Raw genomic sequence first — 21,080 nt, forward strand, 5'->3', positions numbered from 1 at the left:
CAGCGGCGTGCATTGTCAGGCCTCCGTGCGCTCTGCAACGCGCATGATGGCGCTGCGCGAACGGGGGTTGGCTGACACTTCGGCCGCGCTCGGCTTGATCCGGTCCAGCGCGACCAACTTCATGACCTTGGGCGGAGCAAAAGGCATCCGGCGGTCGTAAACCTCCTTGGAATGCTGCGCAATAAACTGCTTGACGATGCGGTCTTCCAGCGAATGAAAGCTGATCACCACCAATCGCCCGCCAGGCTGCAGCACCGACAGGCTGGCTTCTAGGGCTTGCTGCAGCTCTTCAAGCTCAGCGTTGATGAAAATCCGCAAAGCCTGAAATGTGCGCGTTGCAGGGTTCTGGCCCGACTCGCGGGTCTTGACCGCGCCAGCCACGAGATCGGCCAGTTCGGCGGTGGTTGCAAGAGGCCCCCGTTCCTCGCGCCGAGCAACAATCGCCTTTGCAATGGGGCCAGCAAACCGTTCTTCACCGTAGTCACGTATCACCTCCGCAATCTGTTGAACCTCGGCAGTGGCCAGCCACTGGGCCACGCTTTCGCCCCGCGTGGTGTCCATGCGCATATCCAGCGGGCCATCAAAACGAAAACTGAAACCGCGCTCGGGGCTGTCGATCTGGGGTGAGCTCACCCCCAGGTCCATCAGCACCCCGGCCGCGCTGCCCGGCGGCAAATCCGCCAGATGGCGAAAACCTTCGTGCCGAATGGAAAAACGCGCATCGGTGATGCGCGTTGCCTCGTGGATGGCTTCCGGGTCCTTGTCGAACGCCACAAGGCGCCCCTGCGGCCCCAGCCGCAGCAAAATTCGCCGGGAGTGGCCGCCACGCCCAAAGGTGGCGTCCACCCAGGTGCCGGCAGGCTCGGGGCCCGCGCCGCCCAGCAGCGCGTCCACGGCTTCATCCAGCAGGACGGTGGTGTGTTGCAGATCAGGGGTCACCACGGGCCTTAAAAAGAAAAATCCTTGAACACATCGGGCATTTCGCCCTGCATGGCCTGCGCTTCCTGCGCGTCGTAAGTGGCCTTGTCCCACAGCTCGAAGTGGTTGCCCATGCCCAGCAAGATCGCATCCTTGGCGATACCGGCCGCCTGGCGCAACTCGGGCGACACCAGCACGCGGCCGGTGGCATCCATCTCGACATCCATGGCGTTGCCCAGAAAGATCCGCTTCCACCACTGGGCCGCCATGGGCAGCTGGCCAATGCGTTCGCGAAACTTCTCCCATTCGGGGCGGGGAAACACCATCAGGCAGCCATGGGGGTGCTTGGTGATCGTGAGTTGGCCAGCCGCAGTCGCGCTCAGGACGTCACGGTGCCGGGTCGGCACAGACAGCCGACCCTTCGCATCGAGACTCAGCGACGAGGCACCTTGAAACACTTAACGATTCCCCTACTCGGTTGATACCCCGGAATCCGAAAAACGGAGTCCAAGGGCACTTTTCACCACTTAATTGCACTTTTTTGCACTGTAGCAGGAAAAGCACTCATGACAAGAGGGCTTGCAACAAACTTTTGCAATGAAATCAAGGACTTAGGAGCGTTTTTAGAAGAAGGAAAACAGTAAAACCTGTTATCCAATAAGCACTTACAAGTGCCTACTCAAGTGATACCTGAAGGCAGAACATGCCTCTGCGGGAATGGGCAATCCGATGCAGCACGGGGCGCGAAGCCGCAGACAGCGCTGCGGGGCGCCAAGGCAGCGCAGCGCAGAGGCCGGAACCGCCCAGGCTGCGAATCTGCGTCAGAGGATGTAGCGCGACAGGTCTTCGTCCTGACTCAGGGTTTGCAGCCGCGTGTCGACATAGGCCGCGTCCACGGTGATCGTCTGGCCAGAAAGGCGCGCCGCATCGAAGCTGACATCGTCCAGCAGCCGCTCCATCACGGTGGACAAGCGGCGTGCACCGATGTTTTCCGTGCGCTCGTTCACATCAAAGGCAATGTGCGCCAGGCGGGTGATGCCTTCAGGCAGGAAGTCGAGCGCAACCCCTTCAGTGGCCAGCAGCGCCTGGTATTGCTTGACGAGCGAGGCGTGTGTCTGCGTGAGGATGGCTTCAAAATCCTGCACCGACAAGGATTCGAGCTCCACCCGGATCGGAAAGCGCCCCTGCAGTTCGGGAATCAGGTCGCTGGGCTTGGACAGGTGGAACGCGCCGGAAGCGATGAACAGGATGTGGTCCGTCTTGACCATGCCGTATTTGGTGGACACCGTGGTGCCCTCCACCAGAGGCAGCAGGTCGCGCTGCACGCCCTGGCGGGACACATCGGCGCCGCTGGTCTCCTGGCGCGCCGCCACCTTGTCGATCTCGTCAATGAAAACGATGCCGTTCTGCTCGGCATTGGCGATGGCGCGGGTGCGGATCTCTTCCTCGTTCACCAGCTTGCCGGCCTCCTCCTCGGTGAGCAGCTTCAGGGCCTCGGCGATCTTGAGCTTGCGGGTCTTGCGCTTGTCCTGCCCCATCTGGCTGAACATGCCACGCAACTGCTCGGTCATTTCCTCCATGCCCGCTGGGCCCATGAGCTCCACCTGCGGGCGGCTTTCGGTCAGGTCAATCTCGATGTCCTTGTCGTCCAGGCTGCCTTCGCGCAGCTTCTTGCGAAACACCTGGCGAGCCGTGCTGTCCGTGGCCGGCTCGGTGCCCGCGGCGGCGCGGGCTGGCGGAATCAGCACATCCAGGATGCGTTCTTCGGCCGCATCTTCGGCGCGCGTGCGCACCTTCTTCATTTCAGACTCGCGCGTCTGCTTGACAGCCATTTCCGCCAGGTCGCGGATGATGGCGTCCACATCCTTGCCCACATAGCCCACCTCGGTGAACTTGGTGGCTTCGACCTTGATGAAAGGCGCATCGGCCAGCCGGGCCAGACGGCGCGCAATCTCGGTCTTGCCCACGCCGGTGGGCCCGATCATGAGGATGTTCTTGGGCGTGATTTCGTGGCGCAGGCTGCCCTCAACCTGCTGGCGGCGCCAGCGGTTGCGCAGCGCAATGGCCACGGCGCGCTTGGCACTGGCCTGGCCAACGATGTGGCGGTCAAGCTCGGAAACGATTTCCTGGGGGGTCATGGACGACATGGGAGAAATTCCAGTCAAATATGGCTCTAGCGCTTATGCAATAAGCGCTAAAAGCTATTAATTATATAGCAACCCAACACCCGCCATCAAAGCGTTTCGATGGTGTGGTTCATGTTGGTGTAAATGCAAAGTTCACCGGCGATTTCAAGCGACTTCTTGACGATCTCCTGTGCAGACAAATCAGTGTTCACCAGCAACGCCTTGGCTGCGGAGTGCGCATAGGCACCGCCCGAGCCGATGGACACGATGCCCTGCTCGGGTTCGAGCACATCGCCATTGCCAGTGATGATCAGCGAGGCACTCGCGTCGGCCACGGCCAGCATGGCCTCCAGGCGACGCAGCACGCGGTCGGTGCGCCAGTCCTTGGTGAGTTCGATGGCAGCGCGGGTGAGGTGTCCCTGGTGCTTTTCGAGCTTGGCTTCGAAACGCTCGAACAGCGTGAAGGCGTCGGCCGTAGCGCCTGCAAAGCCCGCCAGCACCTTGCCGTGGTAGAGCTTGCGCACCTTGCGCGCCGTGCCCTTGACGATGATATTGCCCAGGGTGACCTGGCCGTCGCCCCCAATGGCGACCTGCAGGCCCTGGGGCGTCTGGCGGCGCACGCTCAGGATGGTGGTGCCGTGAAACACCGGGTGGTTGTCGTTTGATGAGTCCATAGCTGCGGCAGATGGGGCTTGCCGCCCATTTTGCAAGCACGCCTCACAACCTGCACTGGCGAGGCCAGCGGCCGCTGTGCAAGCGAGTGCCTGTGCCTGCACGGTTGCCGGCGTAGCCCCCGGTCCCGCGCAGGGCGCGCGAGGCAGCGGAAGGCTTGAGCCCCTTCAGCGGGGTGTCACTAATTTTTGCGTGGAACCACCCACGCGTGCTCATTGACACCGATCACGTTGAAGAAAACCGCCACCAGACGGTGCAGGTTGTGGAATTGCACCACATGGCCGTGGGACTGCTGTTCGGCCGCCCAGTTGAGCACCGAGCCGGCGGCGCCAAAATCAATGCGGATAAGCCGGTCGCAGGCAATGGTCAGGGGCTCACCGGGGCGCAGCAGCGCCTCAAATGGTTCCAGCAGGGGCGTGGCATCGCCATCAATGTGACCGCTCAGCGCCGCCGTCCGGGCCGCCTCGGGCGCGGTCTGCACCGCAGAGTCGGCCGCCTCGGGGGCCAGCAGATCCTGCCCGTCGGCCTGCGCACCGGGCACCGGTGCGTTTTCGCTGTCGGAATAGCCGCAACGCGGCGCGGTCCACGAGGGCGGCGAGACTTCAAAGGTTACGCAGTAATCCAGCGCCACCAGCTCGAACTCGTCCGGGCTGGCCATGAGCCGCATGGCCGCCATGCGCAGGCGCCACCACTCAGGGCTGTTGGAGCGGTCGCCCGACTGGGTCTTGCTCTCCAGCAGGGTCTTGAGCGCAGACACGCCTGAAAACACAAACTGCCCGCTGCGATCCGCCCATTGGGTGAACTGGTCGGCCAGCAGCGGCACGGCCGCTTCGTCGATGGTGGTCAGCCTGCCCCAGGCCAGGGTCCAGGGCGATGTGGCACGCCCCAGCGCGGCCTGCAACGCAGCCACCGACGACACCGCCACCGTCGAAGGTGCAGCCCAGCTGAAATCACGCCGTGCCGCCACCGGTGCCGCAGCCGGGGCCGCTGCAGGAGCCAGCCCCAGTTGATCGGGCATCGAAAACCACAGCGGAGCCGACCGGCTGAAGCGCGCGGCAAAATCGATGGCCAGGGTGTCAAAACGGTCTTGCTGGCCTGTCGCACGGTACAGGTCAAACAGCGTCATCCAGATTTCCAGTTGCTGCTGCGGGTCGTCCTGCGCGTGCTGGGCGAGAACATCCAGCAGGCCAGACTCAGCGCCCGCATGGTCGCCATTGGCAAACCGGATGGCGGCTTCTTCTAGATCGGGTTCGTGCACGAATTCCTCCGGTTCGACTGCGGGTTCAGACTCGGCACCAGGGGCTTCGGTACTGAAAGACGCCGCAGGTGCGTCAGCCAGCATGGGGGCGTCCTTGCCGCCAAACCCCGCAATGGCCATGCTGTCATCTGCAAACAAAGGGGCCACCGAGGGCCGGGCCTCCAGCGGAACCTGCAAAGTGCCGGGCGTGGTGGGGGCATAAGCGCGCGCAGCAGCGCCCTCATCGCCCGCGGGCTGCATGCTGGCAGGCTGGGTGGGCGCATCTGCAGACTGCTTGCTCTTCCACCACTGCTGGGACATCTGCGCTTCGATCTCATCGATCTTCTTGAGCGTGACCGCGCGCTCGTCGGGCGAAGCCATGCTGCTCTGAAAGAACGATGGCCTGCCCGTGGGGTCTTCCGCGCGCTGGCCTTGCAACACTTCACGCTGGCGCAGTTTGCGCAACTGATCGAACTCACGCCGGCGCACGAAGTCGTTGCGACGCTTGCGCTCGATCATCTCCTTGAGCATCTGCTTGCTGTACTGGCTCTCCCTGTCGCCCTGGATCGAATCGAGCTCCGTCCAGTTGACCGTGGGGTTGCGCACAAACCGCACCACCTTGGACAGCAGGCCGCCGGGTGTGGTTTCTTCCTTGCTCATAAGCAGTCAGACGGTGTGCGCATGAAGAGTTCAGGCCGGTTCGCCTTCAGTCTCCAAACATTTTTTGTTTGAGTTCACGGCGTTGCTGGGCCTCCAGCGACAGCGTGGCGGTGGGTCGGGCGATCAGGCGTCCCACGCCGATGGGTTCGCCGGTTTCGTCGCAATAACCATAGTCGCCCGAATCGATGCGGCCAATGGATTGCTCGATTTTCTTGAGAAGCTTGCGTTCGCGGTCGCGGGTGCGCAATTCCAGTGCGTGCTCTTCTTCGATGGTGGCGCGGTCGGCGGGATCGGGCACCACCACGGTGTCTTCGCGCAGATGCTCGGTGGTTTCACCGGCACTGTTGTGGATTTCCTGCTTGAGATGGACAAGCTTGAGACGGAAGAACGCCATCTGCTTGTCGTTCATGTACTCGCTGTCGGGCATTGCCATCACTTCGGCGTCGGTCAGCTCTTCGGCCGGCTTGGTTTTCCAGTTGTTCGCCAATTTGGGGTCTTTTTTGGCTGCCGTATAGGTGGGATGCACTTGCGCAGTCGTGGGCATGGTGTGTAGATAACTGGCTTTGGCAGCGGTTGAAGCCACCGCCTGTGCCATGGATGGTACGGTCAATTGGGCCAGCCGGGAAGAAGGCCGGGTGCTGCGCACAGGTACTTGACTGCCGGCCTGCAAAGGCTGGGCTGGCACATCTGCCACTGCCGGTGGGGCAACTTTGGGGGTGGCCTTGGCAGTAGCCTTTGCAGCAACCTTGGTTGCCGCTGGGGCGGCGGCAGTTTTTGCCGCGGTTGGGGCCGCTTTTGCGGCTGCCTTGGGTTTGCTGGTTTCGGCTTTCACTGACGGGACTCCTCGCGTAACGGGCTGGCCCGGGCTGCACAGGCAGCCAAGGGCGGGTGGCAAGCCTTCCGGGGTTTTACCGGGGCGCGATTGTATCGACCTGCGCCAAGGCAAACGGGAACGTTGCAGATACAACACAAAAGGATGTAGGGCCATACCCGCCCCACCAGGTGCAATCCGGTCAAACCAGACTCTGCTCCAGCCCCTGCAGAAAGATGTCCTTGGGCAGGTCTATGCCAATGAACACCATCTTGCTGGTGCGCGCCTCACCCTCGGCCCACTGGGGGCCCAGGTCACTGCCCATGAGCTGGTGCACGCCCTGGAAAATCACCTTGCGATCGGTGCCCTGCATGTTCAGCACGCCCTTGTAGCGCAACATGCGCGGACCATAGATGTTGACGATGGCACCCAGAAAATCCTCCAGCTTGGCCGGATCGAACGGGCGGTCTGAGCGGTAAACGAAGCTTTTGACGTCATCGTCGTGATGGTGGTGGTGCCCGTGGCCTTCGTGGCCGTGCTGGTGCGATGGGTGGTTGCACTGCTCGCCATGCACGTGGTCATGGTCGTGATGATCGTGCGCCTCTTCTTCCTCCTTGAGGAAATCGGGGTCGATATCGAGCTTGGCATTGAGGTTGAAGCCCCGCAGGTCCAGCACCTCCTTGAGAGGCACCTCGCCAAAGTGCACGGCCTTGATGGGCGCACGCGGGTTCATGTGCTTCAAGCGATGGATCAGCGCATCGGTTTCCCCGGCGCTCACCAGATCGGTCTTGGACAGGAAGATCTGGTCGGCAAAGCCCACCTGGCGGCGCGCCTCCTGGCGGTCATTGAGCTGCTGGGCGGCATGTTTGGCGTCCACCAGCGTGATGATCGAATCGATCAGGTAGGTTTCGGCGATTTCTTCGTCCATGAAGAAGGTCTGCGTCACCGGGCCGGGGTCGGCCAAGCCGGTGGTTTCGATCACGATGCGGTCGAATGCAAGCAGGCCCTTGCGCTTTTTGGCTGCCAGCAACTGCAGGGTTTCGCGCAGGTCTTCGCGGATGGTGCAGCAGATGCAGCCGTTGCTCATCTGCACGATCTGCTCCTTCGAGTCGGTCACCAGGATGTCGTTGTCGATGTTCTCTTCGCCAAACTCGTTTTCGATGACGGCGATTTTCTGGCCATGGGCTTCGCTCAGCAGGCGCTTGAGCAGCGTGGTCTTTCCGGAACCCAGAAAGCCGGTGAGGATGGTGACAGGAATGAGGGACATTGGAAACCTTGGGAGATGCAACGGGCCGTGCAACCCGCTGCCAAATGGTGTGGCGCTGGGGAGCCAGACCGCAAAAGGGAAGAGTTTAGCGGGGGACCAAAGCCCGTGCCGGACACTGCCAAACCGTGCCACTTGCTGCCGGTACAAGCAACATTTCCCCTATTTCGCTGGCGCCTCGTCCACCGCGCGCAGCATGCGCAGGCCGTTGAACACCACGATCAGGCTGGCCCCCATGTCGGCAAACACGGCCATCCACATCGATGCGCCGTTGAACAGCGCCAGGAACAAAAAGACCACCTTGATGCCCAGCGCCAGGGCAATGTTCTGCCAGAGCACGGTGCGGGTCTGGCGCGACAGCCGGATGAGCTGGGGAATGCGCCGCAAATCGTCGTTCATGATGACCACGTCGGCGGCCTCCATGGCCGTGTCGGTACCGGCGGCCCCCATCGCGATGCCGATGTCTGCCCGGGCCAGTGCAGGGGCATCGTTGATGCCGTCCCCCACCATCGCCGTGAGGCCATGGCGCGCCTGAAGGGCCTCAATGGCCGCCAGCTTGTCTTGTGGCAGCAGGTTGCCCTGCACCTCATTGAGGCCTGCCTGGGCGGCGACGGTGCGGGCGGTCACGGTGTTGTCACCCGTCAGCATGACCGGCACCACGCCCAGCGCATGCAGCGCGGCCAGTGCTTCGCGCGAGCTGTCCTTGATGGTGTCGGCCACGGCAAACAAGGCCAGCACAGCGGCATCGGTCGCCAGCAGTGTCACCGTGCGCCCCTGTGCCTCGTGGGCGGCCAGCCGCGCCTCGATGCCGGGGTTGCACAGGCCCAGCTCCTCCATCAGGCGGTGGTTGCCCAGCACCAGCCTCTGCCCTGCGATGCGGGCCTGCACACCACGCCCCGGCAGCGCCGTGAAGGCTTCCAGCGAACCGCCAGGTGCCGCGCCAGGGGCCGCACCCTGCGCTGCGGCCAGCCCCTGCGCAATGGCGCGTGATACCGGGTGGTCGGAATGCCCCGCCAGATCGCCCGCCCAGCGCAGCACCTGCGCCGAAGCCACCGGGGCGTTCCCCTCTGGCGACGGCAGCACCTCGGTGGCCACCAGCCGGGGCCTACCTTCGGTGATGGTTCCGGTCTTGTCGAGCGCTATCGCCTTGATCTGGTGGGCGGTTTCCAGATAGACCCCACCCTTGATGAGAATGCCGCGCCGCGCGGCCGCCGCCAGGCCGCTCACCACCGTGACGGGCGTGGCGATGACCAGGGCACACGGGCAGGCAATCACGAGCAGGACCAGGGCCTTGTACAGCGCCTGCGTCCATGCCACATCCACCAGCCAGGGCATGAGCACTGCCACTGCCACGGCCAGCGCAAACACCACGGGCGTGTAGATGGCGGCAAACTTGTCCACAAACTGCTGCGTGGGCGCGCGGCTTCCCTGGGCCTGCTCGACCGCATGGATGATGCGGGCCAGCGTGGTGTTGCTGGCCGTGGCCGTGACCCGCATTTCCAGGGTGCCGGTGTCGTTGATGGTGCCGGCAAACAGGGTGTCGCCCACGGTCTTGTCCACGGGCATGCTCTCGCCCGTCACCGAGGCCTGGTTCACCGCACTCGCGCCCGCGATGACCACGCCATCGAGCGGCACGCGCGCGCCCGGCCGGATGCGCACCACGGCGTCCAGCGCCACGCTGGCCGCCGCGGCCTGCTGCCAGGCGCCGTGGGGCTGGCGCACCTCGGCCGTGTCGGGGGCCAGGTCGAGCAGGCCCTTGATGGCGTTGCGCGCCCGGTCCACCGAACGCGCCTCGATCAGCTCGGCCAGGGCATACAACGCCATCACCATGGCGGCCTCGGGCCACTGGCCGATGACAAACGCCCCGGTCACGGCCACGGTCATCAGCGCATTGATGTTGAGCCGCCCCCGCCCGAGCGCAGCAACGCCCTTGCGGTAGGTGGAAAAACCGGCCAGCCAGATGGCGGCAGCGGCCAGCGCCATGCCCGCCACCTGAAACTCCCGCGTCTCTGGCGCCCAAAAAGCCAGCAGCTCGGCGGCCACGGCCAGCCCCAGCGCCAAGCCCAGGCGCCCCAGCCCCCCGGTGCCCGGCTGGTGGCTGTGCGCCTGCGCGCCCTTGCCTGCAACGCTTTGTGCCAGGGGCTGCGGATCAAACCCTGCCCGCCGGATGGCCGCCAGGATTTGCGGCATGGCCGAGGGCAGCGCATCGATGGCCAGCGTGCGGGCAGCCAGCTGAAAATGTAGACCGCGCAGGCCCGAAACACCCGCCAACGCGTGGCGAATCTCGCTTTCCTCGGCCGCGCAGTCCATGGATGCGATGCGAAAAACAGTCCCATGGCCGGCACCCGGCGCGGTGCTTTCAGCGCCCTGCCCGGCGGCCGGTGCAGGGGGCGGAGCGGACGGCGTGCACGAACAATGGCCGCAGGCATCCGCCGGAGCGGGAGGTGTGTGGGGAGATGGGCTCATGGTTGCTTTCCTTGCTTGCCGCTATTGGAAACCCTGATGCCACTTCAGAGTCAAGCACGCCCGAGGCGTACCATCGCCGCACCTCCACCCCTGCGGCGCACCCCATGAAAATCGGCGAGCTGGCCACCCTGACCCACACTCCGGTCGAAACCATCCGGTATTACGAACGCGAGGGCTTGCTGCCCCAGGCCGCCCGCACCGGGGGCAACTACCGCATCTACAACGAGGCCCAGGCCACACGCCTGTCGTTCATACGGCATTGCCGGGGCTTGGACATGACGCTGGACGAGATCCGCACGCTGCTGCGCTTCAAGGATGCACCCACCCGCAACTGCGGCGATGTCAACGCCCTGCTGGACGCGCACATCGGCCATGTGGCTGCGCGCATCCGTGAGCTGCGCCTGCTGGAAAAGCAGCTCAAGAGCCTGCGCGAGCAGTGCCACGAGGCGCAGGACGCCGCCCACTGCGGCATTCTCAACGAGCTGACCGACATCGCCAGCCGGCCGGGCCGCCCCAACGCGGGCCATGTGCACGGCACGCATGCCCGCTCGGCGGCGCACAAGGCCGCGCCGGCGCCGGCGCCGGCGCTGCAAAAAACGGGCAGCTAGCCGGCTCCGTCAGCCCTTGCGCATCACCACCAGGCCCTTGAGGTATTCGCCCTCGGGAAACTCCAGCGTCATCGGATGGTCGGGCGCGCCGCCCAGGCGCTCCAGGATGTAGCCGTCCACCCCGGCATCGGCGCCTGCCGACGCCACGATTTTGTGGAACAGGTCGGCGCTGATGCCGCCCGAGCACGAAAACGTGAACAGCACACCGCCCGGCGTCAGCAGTTGCAGCGCCAGCCGGTTGATGTCCTTGTAGGCTCGCGCGGCGCGGTCGGCATGGGCTGCGGTGGGGGCAAACTTGGGCGGGTCGAGCACGATGGCATCAAAACGCTGCCCCTCCTTGAGAAACTGGCGCAGCGAGGCATTCACATCGGCGTCCATGAAACCCGCCCGGTTCACGTCAAAACCATTGAGCACCACATGCGCCCGCGCGCGCTCCAGCGCGGGGCCGGATGAATCGATCGAGACCACCTGACCACCCGGCGCGGCGCCTGCCGCCTCCGCCGCTCGCATGCCCGCCAGCGCGGCCACGCTGAAGCCGCCGGTGTAGCAAAAGCAGTTGAGCACGCGCTGAAAACCCAGGCGCCTGGCGTAGTCGGCAAAGCGCTTGCGGCTGTCGCGCTGGTCCAGATAGAAACCTGTTTTGTGGCCCTCTGCAATGTTGAGGGTGAGCTGCCACTGGTGCTCATGAATGGTCAGCTCCACAGGCGGCGCCTCGCCCCCGGCCACCGGCCCGCCGCGCAGCCACCCGGTGGCCGGCTCCAGGCCTTCCAGGGCGCGCACGCTGGCGTCCGAGCGCTCGTACAGCCGGGTGAGTCCGGTTTCGCGCAAGAGCGCGTCGGCAATCACCGCCTTCCAGCGCTCGGTGCCAGCGCTGGTGAACTGGGCCACCAGCGTGTCGCCATAGCGGTCCACGATCAGGCCGGGCAGGCCGTCGGACTCGCCATGCACCAGCCGCACGCCATCGCTTTGCACATCAAAACGGGCTCTGGCAATGATGGAACGTGCGCAAGCAGCGATGAAAAACGGCGCATCAATGCGCTGCGCCTCATCAAAGCTCCACACCCGCGCACGGATGCGCGATGCGGGGCTGAACGCCGCCCAGGCCAGAAACTGCCCCTCGTGCGACTCCACGCGCACCGTCTCGCCGCTGTCGCCGCTGCCTTTGGCGATGGCGCTGTCAAAAATCCAGGGGTGGCGGCGCTGCAGCGAGCGCTCTTTGCCGGGTTTGAGTCGAATCGTTTTCATCAGCGGATTGTGCGCGCTCCGCCTTGCTCTGCCGCAGGCCTGTCGCCGCAGCAACGGCCCTGGCCAGACGCCAACAGGCAAACAGCCTCTTCACTGAACACCACCATCGTCGGCACCAGGTCAGCGGCCAACGATGCGCCCACGGGCTGGAGCTTTTCCAGTGCAGACGCATGCCCCACCCTTACATGGACGTCACGATTCAGTCATATACAAGTCGTAATATTTGTCTACACATTTCACGGCACCTCCCACATGTCTGAGACTTCCGCGTATCTGAGCGACTTCCGGCCCCGCTTCCGCCAGCCCAGCGCTGCAGACTTGTGCACCCCGGCCCCCTGCATGACCACCGAGTCCACCAACGAAAAGGTGCTGGAGGTCTTCACGCAGCACCGCGAACTGATCAGCCTGCCGGTGGTGGAGGGCCACCAGCCCATCGGTCTGATCAATCGCGACATCTTTCTTTCTCAGATCAGCAAACCCTTTCGCCTGGAACTGTACGGTCGCAAGAGCTGCCTCGCCTTCATGGACAAGGAGCCACTGATCGTTGATGCCTCCATGGACATCGAGACGCTGACTTTCAAGGCCGTCGAGTTCGGCGAAAAAGCCTTGTCCGACGGCTTCATCATCACGCGCAACAACGAGTTTGCCGGTGTGGGCAGCGGCCTGCAGCTCATGCGCGCAGTGGCCGAAATTCAGGCCGCGCGCAATCGCCAGATCATGCACAGCATCGAGTACGCCAGCGTGATTCAGCAGTCTGCCCTGCGCAGTTCGCGCGAAATTCTGTCACTCGCCTGCCCGGATGCTGATCTGGTCTGGGAGCCGCGCGATGTGGTGGGCGGTGACTTCTACCAATTCAGCGTGGATGACGGCGGCTGGTTTGCCACCGTGGCGGATTGCACGGGACACGGTGTTCCGGGCGCCTTCATGACCCTGATCGCCTCCAGCAGCCTGAGCCAGGCGATCAAGGAAAAGGGGCCGCGCGATCCCGCCTCGTTGCTCGCCATCGTCAATCGCAGCATCAAGCAGATGCTGGGCCAGGTCGGTGGTCAGGACGGCACACCGGGCTCTGACGATGGCATGGATGCGGCTTGCTTCTGGTATGAGCCCGGCACCCGCCAGATGGTTTTTGCCGGTGCCCGCCTGTCGTTGTTCGTTCTGCGCCCCGGCGCCGACACAGTGGACGTGGTCGAAGGCCAGCGCAAAGGCGTGGGCTATGTGGACAGCGAGCTCGACTACGCTTGGCGGAACGTGGTGGTGGACCTGCCTGCAGGCAGCCTGGTGTTCGTCACCACCGATGGGCTGGTGGACCAGGTGGGAGGCCCGCGCGCCATCGCCTTTGGCAAGCGCCGTCTGTGTGAGCTGTTGCTGGGCCTGGCGAAAAGCACCCCGGAGCACCTCAATCGCGATGTGCACGCCGCGTTGCAGGAGTGGCAGGGCGAGCACCATCGCCGCGACGACGTGACGTTTTTCTGTTTTCGTACCTGAAGAGACCTCGAATGATCCGCTCTGCCGTTGCCAAGGAATATGGCACCTTCTTCAACCTGGCGCGGGAGCACCAGGTCATTTTTTACTACGTGGGCTACTTCTCGCAAAACATCGTCGCCGCCATGGCTGAGGCGGTGAAATTGCAGCTGGAGAATGCGGGCGTGGCCGGCCCGACGCGACGCAAGCTGTTCTCGTCCTTTATCGAAATGGCACAGAACATCATCCACTACTCGTCCGATGCACTCACCCCCCCCAGCCAGGACAATGGCGAGCTTCGCCACGGCTCGGTCTGCATCCGGCACGAGGACGATGGCAGCTTTCTGTTGCTGTGCGCAAATCCCGTCCACACCGAGACTGGCGACGAGTTGCGCACCAAGCTGGAAACGCTGAGCAGCATGACACCCGAAGAAATCAAGCAGGCCTACCGCATGACGCTGCGCGAGGAAACGCCCGAGGGCAGCAAAGGTGCCGGCATGGGCCTGCTCACCATGGCCCGGGATGCGCGGGGCCCCCTGGAATTTGATTTTTCCCCGGCCGAGAGCGCCAACGGATCCGCGGTTTTCTATCTGAAGGCGGCGATCTGAAGCGCCGGCCCGATAACGAACAGAGATCACGAATGGACAACCTCTACATTGCCCCCACCCCCAGTTCCCCGGAAGTGGACTTTCGATTTGACACCCACACACTGGGCCTGCGCGGCGAGTCTTACCCCGAGAATGCTGCGGCCTTCTACGGCCCGGTCATCGAGCGCCTGAAGAAGTACCTTGGCACGCTGCAGGACAGCAAGATTGAAGTGAATATCGCCCTGGCGTACTTCAACAGTTCCAGCACCAAGATGCTGTTCAATCTGATTGCGGCCCTCGACGAGGCGGCGGAAGCCGGCAACCACATTGCCCTCAACTGGTACCACGATGAGGAAGACGACACCATTTTCGAATTCGGGCAGGAACTCTGCGAGGACTTTCCGGCCATCGACTTCGTCAGCCATCCGGTGAGACCCGCCTGAATGGACACAGCCAAACCAGCGCCAGACCTTTTCGAGGCCGAGCACCGGTCGATGCTGGATGCCCGTGCCGCCTACGAGGCGCAAACGCCTGCACAGGGTGGCGCGTGCCACCAGGCGCTGGGCGATCTGCTGGCAGCCTATGAGCGCCTGCTGCGCGAGACGCGCCGCCTGGTGCGCCGCAGCGACCGCGCCGAGCTGGAAATGACCCTGCTCAACCAGCGCCTGCAAGACCTTGCCACAGAACTCGAATACCGCGCCACGCACGACCCACTGACGGGCGTACTCAACCGCGCCGCCATCATTGAGCGCGTCAATCAGCACGCCCAGCAACAAGACCTGGCCCTGATCGTGCTGGACATTGACCATTTCAAACGCGTCAATGACAGCTTTGGCCACCCCGTGGGGGACACCGTCATTTTGGGTGTCGTTGATTGCCTCCAGACCACGGTGCCCGCCAACGCCCACATCGGCCGGGTCGGCGGGGAAGAATTCACCGTGCTCCTGCCGCAGCGCGAAGCGCAAGCGTCGGAGCAGGTTGCACAGGCCATGCGCGAGGCCATCGAGAGCCGCGAATTCAAGCTCCCCGATGGCAGCCGCATCACGGCCAGCTTCGGCGTGAGCCATTTGTCGCGCGGCGGCTGCTTCGATGACGCCTACGGGCTGGCCGACGAAGCCTTGTACGTCGCAAAACGCGGCGGTCGCAACCAGGTGGTGCGTGCTGCCGGCTCTGTGCTCCACCCGATTGCTTGCAGCCATTGATGCACGCCGAAGATGAGACGTCAACCGCAAGCGTTTTGCGTGGCGCAAGCCAGCAAGCGCCAGCATGGCGGTTACTGGTGATCGACGACGACCCCGAGGTGCATGACTGCATTCGTGGCGCACTCGCAGGTCTGACGCTGTTCGACCGTCCGCTGGAACTCTTGCATTGCACGCATGGCGATAACGCACGCACGCGGCTGCTGGGCGAGCACGACCTGGCAGTGGCGATGGTGGACCTGGTATCGCAGCACGAAGGCGGCGGCCTGGCGTTGGTCGATTTCATTCGCCACACTGCCGGCCTGCGCAATACGCGCCTTGTGTTGCGCACGGGAGCGCCGCATGGCGCACCCGATCTGGACACGCTGTTGCGGTATGACATCAGCGACTACCACACCAAGGCCGATTTGACGCCGGATCGCTGGGGGGCCATCACGGCCAGGTCCTTGCAAGGCTACCTGCGGCTGTGCGCCTTCGAGGCCAGTCGCCGCAGCATGGAGGCGATCGTGTGTTCCAGCACAGCGCTGCTGGAACACACGGATCTGCGCGCCTTCGCCACGGGCGTCATCACCCAGCTCGCAGCCTTGCTGGGTGGGGCCGGGCAAGCACTGGCCTGTGTTCAGGACACCACGGCGGTCCCATCCGGCACCTACCGCGTGCAAGCCGCCACGGGACGTTTCGCCGGTTTGCTGGACTTGTCCATGGCCGCGCTGCCTGATTCGAACATGCTGCGCCTGCTGCACCGGGCCCTCAGCGTACGGGGCAACGTTCTGAACGGCACCCCCCTGCCGTCCGCTGCGCCCGGTGTGCCGCCACCGCCCCGCTGTTGCGGCGACAACGTCTTTGGCGATGACCGCGGCCTGGCCCTGTACATCGGCTGCCCCGGCGACCAGGACATGGTGGTGTTCATCGAACTTGCGGACCCATCAGTAGCGCCCGACCGGCAGCTGCTCGATTTCTTCTGCGTCAGTTTCAGTACCTTGCTGCGCAACCGGGGGCTGCTGGAGCGCCTGCGCCGGTCTGCCTATTCCGACCCGCTGGTCTCGCTGCCCAACCGGGCCTACTTCATTGAGAAGGTGGGTGAATGCGTGCAACGCGGCATGGATGGCCTGATGCTGGCCCTGGTCGATATTGACGACTTCAGCGCCACCAACGAGATGATGGGGCACCGCTTCGGCGATCGCCTGCTTGATGCCGTTGCGCAGCGCCTGGCCGAAGTCCTGCCCGCCGGGGTGATGCTGGCCCGTGTGGGGCCCGACACCTTTGGCATCCTGGGGCCGGCGCACATGGTGCCACCACAAAAGCTGCTGGACTGCGTGCGCGACCCGCTGACCATCAACGACATGCCCCACAAGGTATCGATGACCTGCGGGTATGTGCTGCTGCCCCAGGACGCCAGGACGGGCGATGACCTGGTCAAGGACGCAACCATCGCGCTCAAGCGTGCCAAGCGCGACCACCGTGGTCAGCAACTGCAGTATGCGGCCCACATGGGAACGGAAGCGAAGGACCGCGCAGTGCTGCTCTCGGAACTGCGCGCGGCCATTGAAAACGCAGAGCTGTTTCTGGTTTACCAGCCGCAGGTCGATCTCGACACCGGCGAACTCATCGGCCTGGAAGCCTTGCTGCGCTGGCGCACCACCGACGGCCGCCTGGTGCCGCCGGATCAATTCATCCCCGTGGCCGAACATTCGGGCCTGATCCTGCCCTTGGGACAGAGAGCGCTCGAGATGGCCTGCCAGACCCTGCGTGAACTGCAAATTGCCGGACTGGCACCTCAGCGCATGGCGGTCAACGTCTCCGTGGTGCAGCTGCGCGATCCTGGCTTCTTTGACATGGTGTGCGCAGCACTGTCGGCCAACGGACTGGCAGGACACCACCTGGAACTGGAGATCACTGAATCCGTGGTGGTCCTGCCCACACAGCTGCTGCAGTCCACGCTGAATGCCCTGCGCGCCCACGGCGTCACGATCGCCATTGACGACTTCGGCACGGGCTACTCATCGCTGAGTTACCTGGAGCGGCTGCCGCTGGACCGCATCAAGATCGACCGCGCTTTCGTGCAGCAACTGGATGCCCCGCAAGGCGGTCGCGTGGCCGAAATGGTGGTGCAGCTGGGGCGCAAGCTGGGGCTTCAGGTACTGGCCGAGGGCATCGAGCATGCTGCGGCATGGCAAGCGCTGCGGGCCATGGGCTGCCAACACGGGCAGGGCTACCACATCGCCTACCCCATGGAAAAAGCTGCCCTTTTGCGCTGGCTGGCGCAATCCTGAAAAAATCGCTGGCAGACGCCGGCAGCGAGATGCTGCAATTTCCCGGGGCTCATGCGCCCCCAGGTTTCCGGCGCGCGCGCGGGTGCGCGGCGTCATACACCTTGGCCAGATGCTGGAAATCGAGCCGCGTATAAACCTGCGTGGTGGTGATGTTGGCGTGGCCCAGCAGCTCCTGCACGGCGCGCAGGTCGCCACTGCTTTGCAGCAGGTGGCTGGCAAACGAGTGGCGCAGCATGTGCGGGTGCACCGGCGTGCTCAGCCCCGCCTGCTGGCTGCGCTGGCGCAGGCGCAGCCAGATCGACTGGGCCGTGAGGCGCGCACCGCGCTGGCCCACGAACAGGGCCCCGTCAAGCCGCGCAGAACCCGCGCCAGCAAACGGCGCAGCGCGCAGCGCCAGCCAGGCCTGCAGCGCCGCCACGGCGGCGCGGCCCACGGGCACGCTGCGGCGCTTGCTGCCCTTGCCGAACACATGGGCCTCGCCCGCCTGCAAATCGACCCAGCCGCGGCCCTGGCGCTGGGTATCGGCGCCAGGCACGGCGTCCAGCCCCACCAGCTCACCCACGCGCAGGCCGCAACCGTACAGCAACTCGACCATGGCGGCATCGCGCGCCTCCAGCCAGGGGTCGGCGCCGGTATGCTCAAACTTGGCCAGGCGCACGGCATCGTCCACGCCCAGCGCCTTGGGCAGGGGCTTGGGGGCCTTGGGCGCGCGCACGTCCTGCACCGGGTTGTGGTCAACCAGCCCCTGCCGCCCGGCCCAGGTGAAAAAGCCGCGCCAGCCCGACAGGATGAGCGCAATGCCCCGCCCGCTGCGCCCGGCGCTGTGCATCTGGGCCACAAAGCGGCGGATGTGCGCTGTCTGCAATTGCAGCAACGGCACATTCACGCCCGCCGCCAGCTGCGCAAGCCGCTCCAGATCAAGGGTGTAGAGCGTGAGGGTGCGCGCGGCCAGGCGCTTTTCGAAGCGCGCATGGTCCAGGTACCGCTGCACATCGGGATCGGCAGGGAGCGGCGTGGCTGGTGCTTCAGGCATGGGCTCAGTGCCCGTAAAGCGGCATTGGGCGCCCCAAATCCGCCACGGCACCGCACTGCAGCAAGGTGCGTACCGGGCCGCTGGTGGCGCCGGCCCGGGGGGGCCGCGCGAAGTGCCGCAGAGGGGAGTTCACCGCAAGCGCATCAGTGCGGCGCTGGCCAGCTCGGCCAGGCGCGTCAGAAATTCGGTGCCCATGGTGGCGTCAAAACGCTGCGGGTCGGGCGAGCCCAGCACCAGCAGGCCAAAGGCTGGCGTGGCGCTGTCCACGGCGCCCTCGCGCAACGGCAGCAGGGCCAGCGACTGGGCGGCCTCAACGTCGCCGTGCGCCAGCCAGGCCGCAGGCTCGAAACCCAGGTTGGGGCCGCAAAACGGCATGGTCAGCGAGGTGGCAAAGGCCCTCGAATCCTCGCTGGCGCCCTGGGTGAAATCGGCGTCAATATACGGCCCCGCCACACCCCACACCCGCACGGCAGCCTGCGGCACATCGAACAGGGTTTGCAGGCCGTCCACCAGGGCGTGGGGCAGGTCCATGGGGTCACGCACCTGCAGCAGGGCACCTGTCCATTGGTGCACCTTGGCGGCGATGGCCGCATTCTCGTGGCTGTGGCGCACCATTTCCATGATGCGCAGCTCCAGCCCCTTGATCTTCTCGCGCAGCATTTCGGCCTGGCGTTCTTGCAGGCTCACGGCGCGGGCTCCGTGCGGGCTGGTGATTTGTACGCTGGCCAGCACCTCGGCGTGGCGCTCGAAGAATCCGGGCGTCTGGGTGAGGAACTGGGCGATGTCGTCTTCGGTGATCGGTGGGATGTGGGAGCTGGTGGTCATGGCGTGTCAGGGAGTTCGATCTGGCCTTCAAATACCGAAGTGGCCGGGCCAGTCATGAAAACGGAATCGGCCTCCTGGCCGCTCCAGGCGATGGTGAGCAGGCCGCCGCGCGTATGCACGTCCACCTGCGCATCCAGCAGCCCCAGGCGTATGCCCGCTGCCACGGCGGCACAGGCGCCGGTGCCGCAAGCCAGGGTTTCGCCCGCGCCGCGCTCGAACACACGCAGGCGCACATGGCTGCGGTCCACGATCTGCAGGTAACCGGCATTCACACGCCTTGGAAAGCGCGGGTGCGATTCGATCAGCGGGCCGGTCTGGGCCACGGGCGCGGTGTCCACATCGGGCACCAGTTGCACGGCGTGTGGATTGCCCATGGACACAACCGCTATCAAAATAGAAGCATTTTGCGCATGTCCAGCAAGCGCTAGAGGCCATTTTTGCCCCAAACCCTGCGCCACGGGCGTGAGGCCGGTGGCATCAAAGGGCACCAGCGCGGCATCGAACACCGGGCGGCCCATGTCCACCGTCACGCGGCCGTCGGGCGTGAGCCGGGGCGCAATCACGCCGGCCAGCGTCTGCACGCGGATGGTGTCCTTGGCGGTCAGGCCCTTGTCATGCACATAGCGCGCAAAGCAGCGCGCACCGTTGCCGCACTGCTCCACCTCGCCGCCGTCGGCGTTGTGGATCACATATTCAAAATCGATGCCGTCGCCCGACGAGGGCCGCACGGTGAGGATCTGGTCGGCACCCACGCCAAAGTGGCGGTCTGCCAGCAGGCGGTAGTGCGCCGGTGTCAGGCCCAGGCGGCCCTGGGTTTCATCGAGCACCACGAAATCGTTGCCCGCGCCCTGCATTTTGGTGAAGCGAATCTTCATGGGCCGGATTATCGTCGGTGGGCTGCCAATCACCTCGGCCAGCGCCGGTTTCGCTGCCGGGCTAGGCTTGGGCTCTTTCGGCACCGCTGTGGCCGCCACCCGCCAGGACTCCTTCATGCCCGATCTTTCCGCCTTTGCCATCACCCACAAATGGCCCGCCCGGCACCCCGAGCGCATCCAGCTGTATTCGCTGCCCACACCCAACGGCGTGAAGGTGTCGATTGCGCTGGAAGAACTGGGCCTGCCCTACGAGCCGCATCTGGTGCGCTTTGAGACCAACGACCAGACCTCACCCGAGTTCCTGTCGCTCAACCCCAACAACAAGATCCCCGCCATCCTCGACCCCAACGGCCCCGGCGGCCAGCCGCTGGCGCTGTTCGAGTCAGGCGCCATCCTGCTGTATCTGGCCGAGAAAACGGGCCAACTGATGCCGCAGGATGCCGCAGTGCGCTACCAGACCATCCAGTGGCTGATGTGGCAAATGGGCGGCGTGGGCCCCATGTTTGGCCAGCTGGGCTTCTTTCACAAGTTTGCCGGCAAGGACTACGAAGACAAGCGCCCACGCGACCGCTACGTGGCCGAATCGAAGCGCCTGCTGGGTGTGCTGGAGCAGCGCCTGACGGGCCGACGCTGGGTGATGGGCGAGGACTACACCATCGCCGACATCGCCATCTTTCCGTGGGTGCGCAACCTCGTGGGTTTTTATGGTGCGGGCGAGCTGGTGGAGATCGAGCGCTTCCCGCAGGTGCAGCGCGTGCTGGCGGCGTTTGTGGAGCGGCCTGCCGTGCAGCGCGGCCTGGCCGTGCCCAGCCAGGGCTGA

19 protein-coding genes are annotated in these 21,080 nt (G+C 64.7%); 7 read left to right on the forward strand and 12 right to left on the reverse strand.

Annotation, left to right across the window (positions count from 1 at the left end):
* Positions 1-15: 15 nt before the first annotated feature.
* From rsmH to B7Y64_RS09215, 8 genes are all read right to left on the reverse strand, one after another.
* A complete protein-coding gene (gene rsmH / locus B7Y64_RS09180) occupies positions 16-939 on the reverse strand; it encodes a 16S rRNA (cytosine(1402)-N(4))-methyltransferase RsmH (protein WP_024812955.1) in 924 nt (307 codons plus the stop codon).
* 8 nt (positions 940-947) lie between these two features.
* Positions 948-1,376 (reverse strand): division/cell wall cluster transcriptional repressor MraZ, encoded by a 429-nt coding sequence (gene mraZ, locus B7Y64_RS09185; RefSeq protein ID WP_024812956.1) that lies wholly within the window; start codon positions 1,374-1,376, stop codon positions 948-950.
* Positions 1,377-1,739: 363 nt separating this feature from the next.
* Complete coding sequence (hslU, locus tag B7Y64_RS09190; RefSeq protein WP_291324559.1) at positions 1,740-3,065, reverse strand: ATP-dependent protease ATPase subunit HslU; 1,326 nt, start codon at positions 3,063-3,065, stop codon at positions 1,740-1,742.
* An 86-nt stretch (positions 3,066-3,151) separates the two neighbouring features.
* The gene (gene hslV, locus B7Y64_RS09195) at positions 3,152-3,718 is read right to left on the reverse strand and encodes an ATP-dependent protease subunit HslV (protein WP_035240780.1); all 567 of its coding nucleotides are present in this window, start codon (positions 3,716-3,718) and stop codon (positions 3,152-3,154) included.
* A gap of 179 nt (positions 3,719-3,897) precedes the next feature.
* A complete protein-coding gene (locus tag B7Y64_RS09200; RefSeq protein ID WP_291324560.1) occupies positions 3,898-5,613 on the reverse strand; it encodes an STAS domain-containing protein in 1,716 nt (571 codons plus the stop codon).
* A gap of 46 nt (positions 5,614-5,659) precedes the next feature.
* Positions 5,660-6,445, reverse strand: coding sequence for an RNA polymerase-binding protein DksA (dksA, locus tag B7Y64_RS09205; RefSeq protein WP_024812960.1), 786 nt, complete (start codon positions 6,443-6,445; stop codon positions 5,660-5,662).
* 181 nt (positions 6,446-6,626) lie between these two features.
* On the reverse strand, positions 6,627-7,691 hold the full coding sequence (locus B7Y64_RS09210) for a GTP-binding protein (protein ID WP_291324561.1): 1,065 nt from the start codon (positions 7,689-7,691) through the stop codon (positions 6,627-6,629).
* Between the two features lie 159 nt (positions 7,692-7,850).
* Positions 7,851-10,154 carry a heavy metal translocating P-type ATPase gene (locus tag B7Y64_RS09215; protein ID WP_291324562.1) on the reverse strand — a complete coding sequence of 768 codons (2,304 nt, stop codon included), beginning with the start codon at positions 10,152-10,154 and terminating at the stop codon, positions 7,851-7,853.
* Positions 10,155-10,258: 104 nt separating this feature from the next.
* On the opposite strand from B7Y64_RS09215, the gene cadR reads away from it, so the two are divergent.
* The gene (gene cadR / locus B7Y64_RS09220; RefSeq protein ID WP_291324563.1) at positions 10,259-10,762 is read left to right on the forward strand and encodes a Cd(II)/Pb(II)-responsive transcriptional regulator; all 504 of its coding nucleotides are present in this window, start codon (positions 10,259-10,261) and stop codon (positions 10,760-10,762) included.
* Positions 10,763-10,771: 9 nt separating this feature from the next.
* Here cadR and B7Y64_RS09225 read toward each other — a convergent pair whose 3' ends face one another.
* Positions 10,772-12,007, reverse strand: coding sequence for a class I SAM-dependent methyltransferase (locus B7Y64_RS09225; RefSeq protein WP_291324564.1), 1,236 nt, complete (start codon positions 12,005-12,007; stop codon positions 10,772-10,774).
* Between the two features lie 252 nt (positions 12,008-12,259).
* On the opposite strand from B7Y64_RS09225, the gene B7Y64_RS09230 reads away from it, so the two are divergent.
* From B7Y64_RS09230 to B7Y64_RS09250, 5 genes are read left to right on the forward strand one after another with little or no spacing between them, the layout of a single operon-like run.
* A complete protein-coding gene (locus tag B7Y64_RS09230; protein ID WP_291324565.1) occupies positions 12,260-13,492 on the forward strand; it encodes a SpoIIE family protein phosphatase in 1,233 nt (410 codons plus the stop codon).
* A gap of 11 nt (positions 13,493-13,503) precedes the next feature.
* Entirely contained in the window at positions 13,504-14,076 is a 573-nt protein-coding gene (locus B7Y64_RS09235) for a SiaB family protein kinase (protein WP_291324566.1), read from the forward strand.
* Positions 14,077-14,108: 32 nt separating this feature from the next.
* Entirely contained in the window at positions 14,109-14,498 is a 390-nt protein-coding gene (locus B7Y64_RS09240; protein ID WP_291324567.1) for a DUF1987 domain-containing protein, read from the forward strand.
* Positions 14,499-15,257 (forward strand): GGDEF domain-containing protein, encoded by a 759-nt coding sequence (locus tag B7Y64_RS09245; protein ID WP_291324568.1) that lies wholly within the window; start codon positions 14,499-14,501, stop codon positions 15,255-15,257. It abuts the gene before it with no gap.
* Positions 15,257-17,527 (forward strand): EAL domain-containing protein, encoded by a 2,271-nt coding sequence (locus tag B7Y64_RS09250; RefSeq protein ID WP_291328703.1) that lies wholly within the window; start codon positions 15,257-15,259, stop codon positions 17,525-17,527. Before B7Y64_RS09245 ends, B7Y64_RS09250 begins: the two co-directional genes overlap by 1 nt.
* Positions 17,528-17,576: 49 nt before the next feature.
* Here B7Y64_RS09250 and B7Y64_RS09255 read toward each other — a convergent pair whose 3' ends face one another.
* From B7Y64_RS09255 to dapF, 3 genes are all read right to left on the reverse strand, one after another.
* The gene (locus tag B7Y64_RS09255) at positions 17,577-18,560 is read right to left on the reverse strand and encodes a tyrosine recombinase XerC (RefSeq protein ID WP_291328705.1); all 984 of its coding nucleotides are present in this window, start codon (positions 18,558-18,560) and stop codon (positions 17,577-17,579) included.
* Positions 18,561-18,689: 129 nt separating this feature from the next.
* Entirely contained in the window at positions 18,690-19,385 is a 696-nt protein-coding gene (locus B7Y64_RS09260; protein WP_024812966.1) for a DUF484 family protein, read from the reverse strand.
* The gene (gene dapF / locus B7Y64_RS09265; RefSeq protein WP_291326466.1) at positions 19,382-20,260 is read right to left on the reverse strand and encodes a diaminopimelate epimerase; all 879 of its coding nucleotides are present in this window, start codon (positions 20,258-20,260) and stop codon (positions 19,382-19,384) included. Before dapF ends, B7Y64_RS09260 begins: the two co-directional genes overlap by 4 nt.
* A 115-nt stretch (positions 20,261-20,375) precedes the next feature.
* On the opposite strand from dapF, the gene B7Y64_RS09270 reads away from it, so the two are divergent.
* Positions 20,376-21,080, forward strand: a complete 705-nt coding sequence (locus B7Y64_RS09270; protein WP_291328707.1) for a glutathione S-transferase N-terminal domain-containing protein — start codon at positions 20,376-20,378, stop codon at positions 21,078-21,080.

It is taken from the genome of Acidovorax sp. 35-64-16 (genome assembly GCF_002281195.1).
Lineage (GTDB): Bacteria > Pseudomonadota > Gammaproteobacteria > Burkholderiales > Burkholderiaceae_C > Acidovorax > Acidovorax defluvii.

Excerpts from the sequence above, each read along its gene's own strand:
- hslU (WP_291324559.1), bottom strand. The coding sequence starts at position 3,065 with ATGTCGTCCATGACCCCCCAGGAAATCGTTTCCGAGCTTGACCGCCAC.
- hslV (WP_035240780.1), bottom strand. The coding sequence starts at position 3,718 with ATGGACTCATCAAACGACAACCACCCGGTGTTTCACGGCACCACCATC.
- B7Y64_RS09200 (WP_291324560.1), bottom strand. The coding sequence starts at position 5,613 with ATGAGCAAGGAAGAAACCACACCCGGCGGCCTGCTGTCCAAGGTGGTG.
- B7Y64_RS09210 (WP_291324561.1), bottom strand. The coding sequence starts at position 7,691 with ATGTCCCTCATTCCTGTCACCATCCTCACCGGCTTTCTGGGTTCCGGA.
- B7Y64_RS09215 (WP_291324562.1), bottom strand. The coding sequence starts at position 10,154 with ATGAGCCCATCTCCCCACACACCTCCCGCTCCGGCGGATGCCTGCGGC.
- cadR (WP_291324563.1), top strand. The coding sequence starts at position 10,259 with ATGAAAATCGGCGAGCTGGCCACCCTGACCCACACTCCGGTCGAAACC.
- B7Y64_RS09225 (WP_291324564.1), bottom strand. The coding sequence starts at position 12,007 with ATGAAAACGATTCGACTCAAACCCGGCAAAGAGCGCTCGCTGCAGCGC.
- B7Y64_RS09230 (WP_291324565.1), top strand. The coding sequence starts at position 12,260 with ATGTCTGAGACTTCCGCGTATCTGAGCGACTTCCGGCCCCGCTTCCGC.
- B7Y64_RS09235 (WP_291324566.1), top strand. The coding sequence starts at position 13,504 with ATGATCCGCTCTGCCGTTGCCAAGGAATATGGCACCTTCTTCAACCTG.
- B7Y64_RS09240 (WP_291324567.1), top strand. The coding sequence starts at position 14,109 with ATGGACAACCTCTACATTGCCCCCACCCCCAGTTCCCCGGAAGTGGAC.
- B7Y64_RS09245 (WP_291324568.1), top strand. The coding sequence starts at position 14,499 with ATGGACACAGCCAAACCAGCGCCAGACCTTTTCGAGGCCGAGCACCGG.
- B7Y64_RS09250 (WP_291328703.1), top strand. The coding sequence starts at position 15,257 with ATGCACGCCGAAGATGAGACGTCAACCGCAAGCGTTTTGCGTGGCGCA.
- B7Y64_RS09255 (WP_291328705.1), bottom strand. The coding sequence starts at position 18,560 with ATGCCTGAAGCACCAGCCACGCCGCTCCCTGCCGATCCCGATGTGCAG.
- B7Y64_RS09260 (WP_024812966.1), bottom strand. The coding sequence starts at position 19,385 with ATGACCACCAGCTCCCACATCCCACCGATCACCGAAGACGACATCGCC.
- dapF (WP_291326466.1), bottom strand. The coding sequence starts at position 20,260 with ATGAAGATTCGCTTCACCAAAATGCAGGGCGCGGGCAACGATTTCGTG.
- B7Y64_RS09270 (WP_291328707.1), top strand. The coding sequence starts at position 20,376 with ATGCCCGATCTTTCCGCCTTTGCCATCACCCACAAATGGCCCGCCCGG.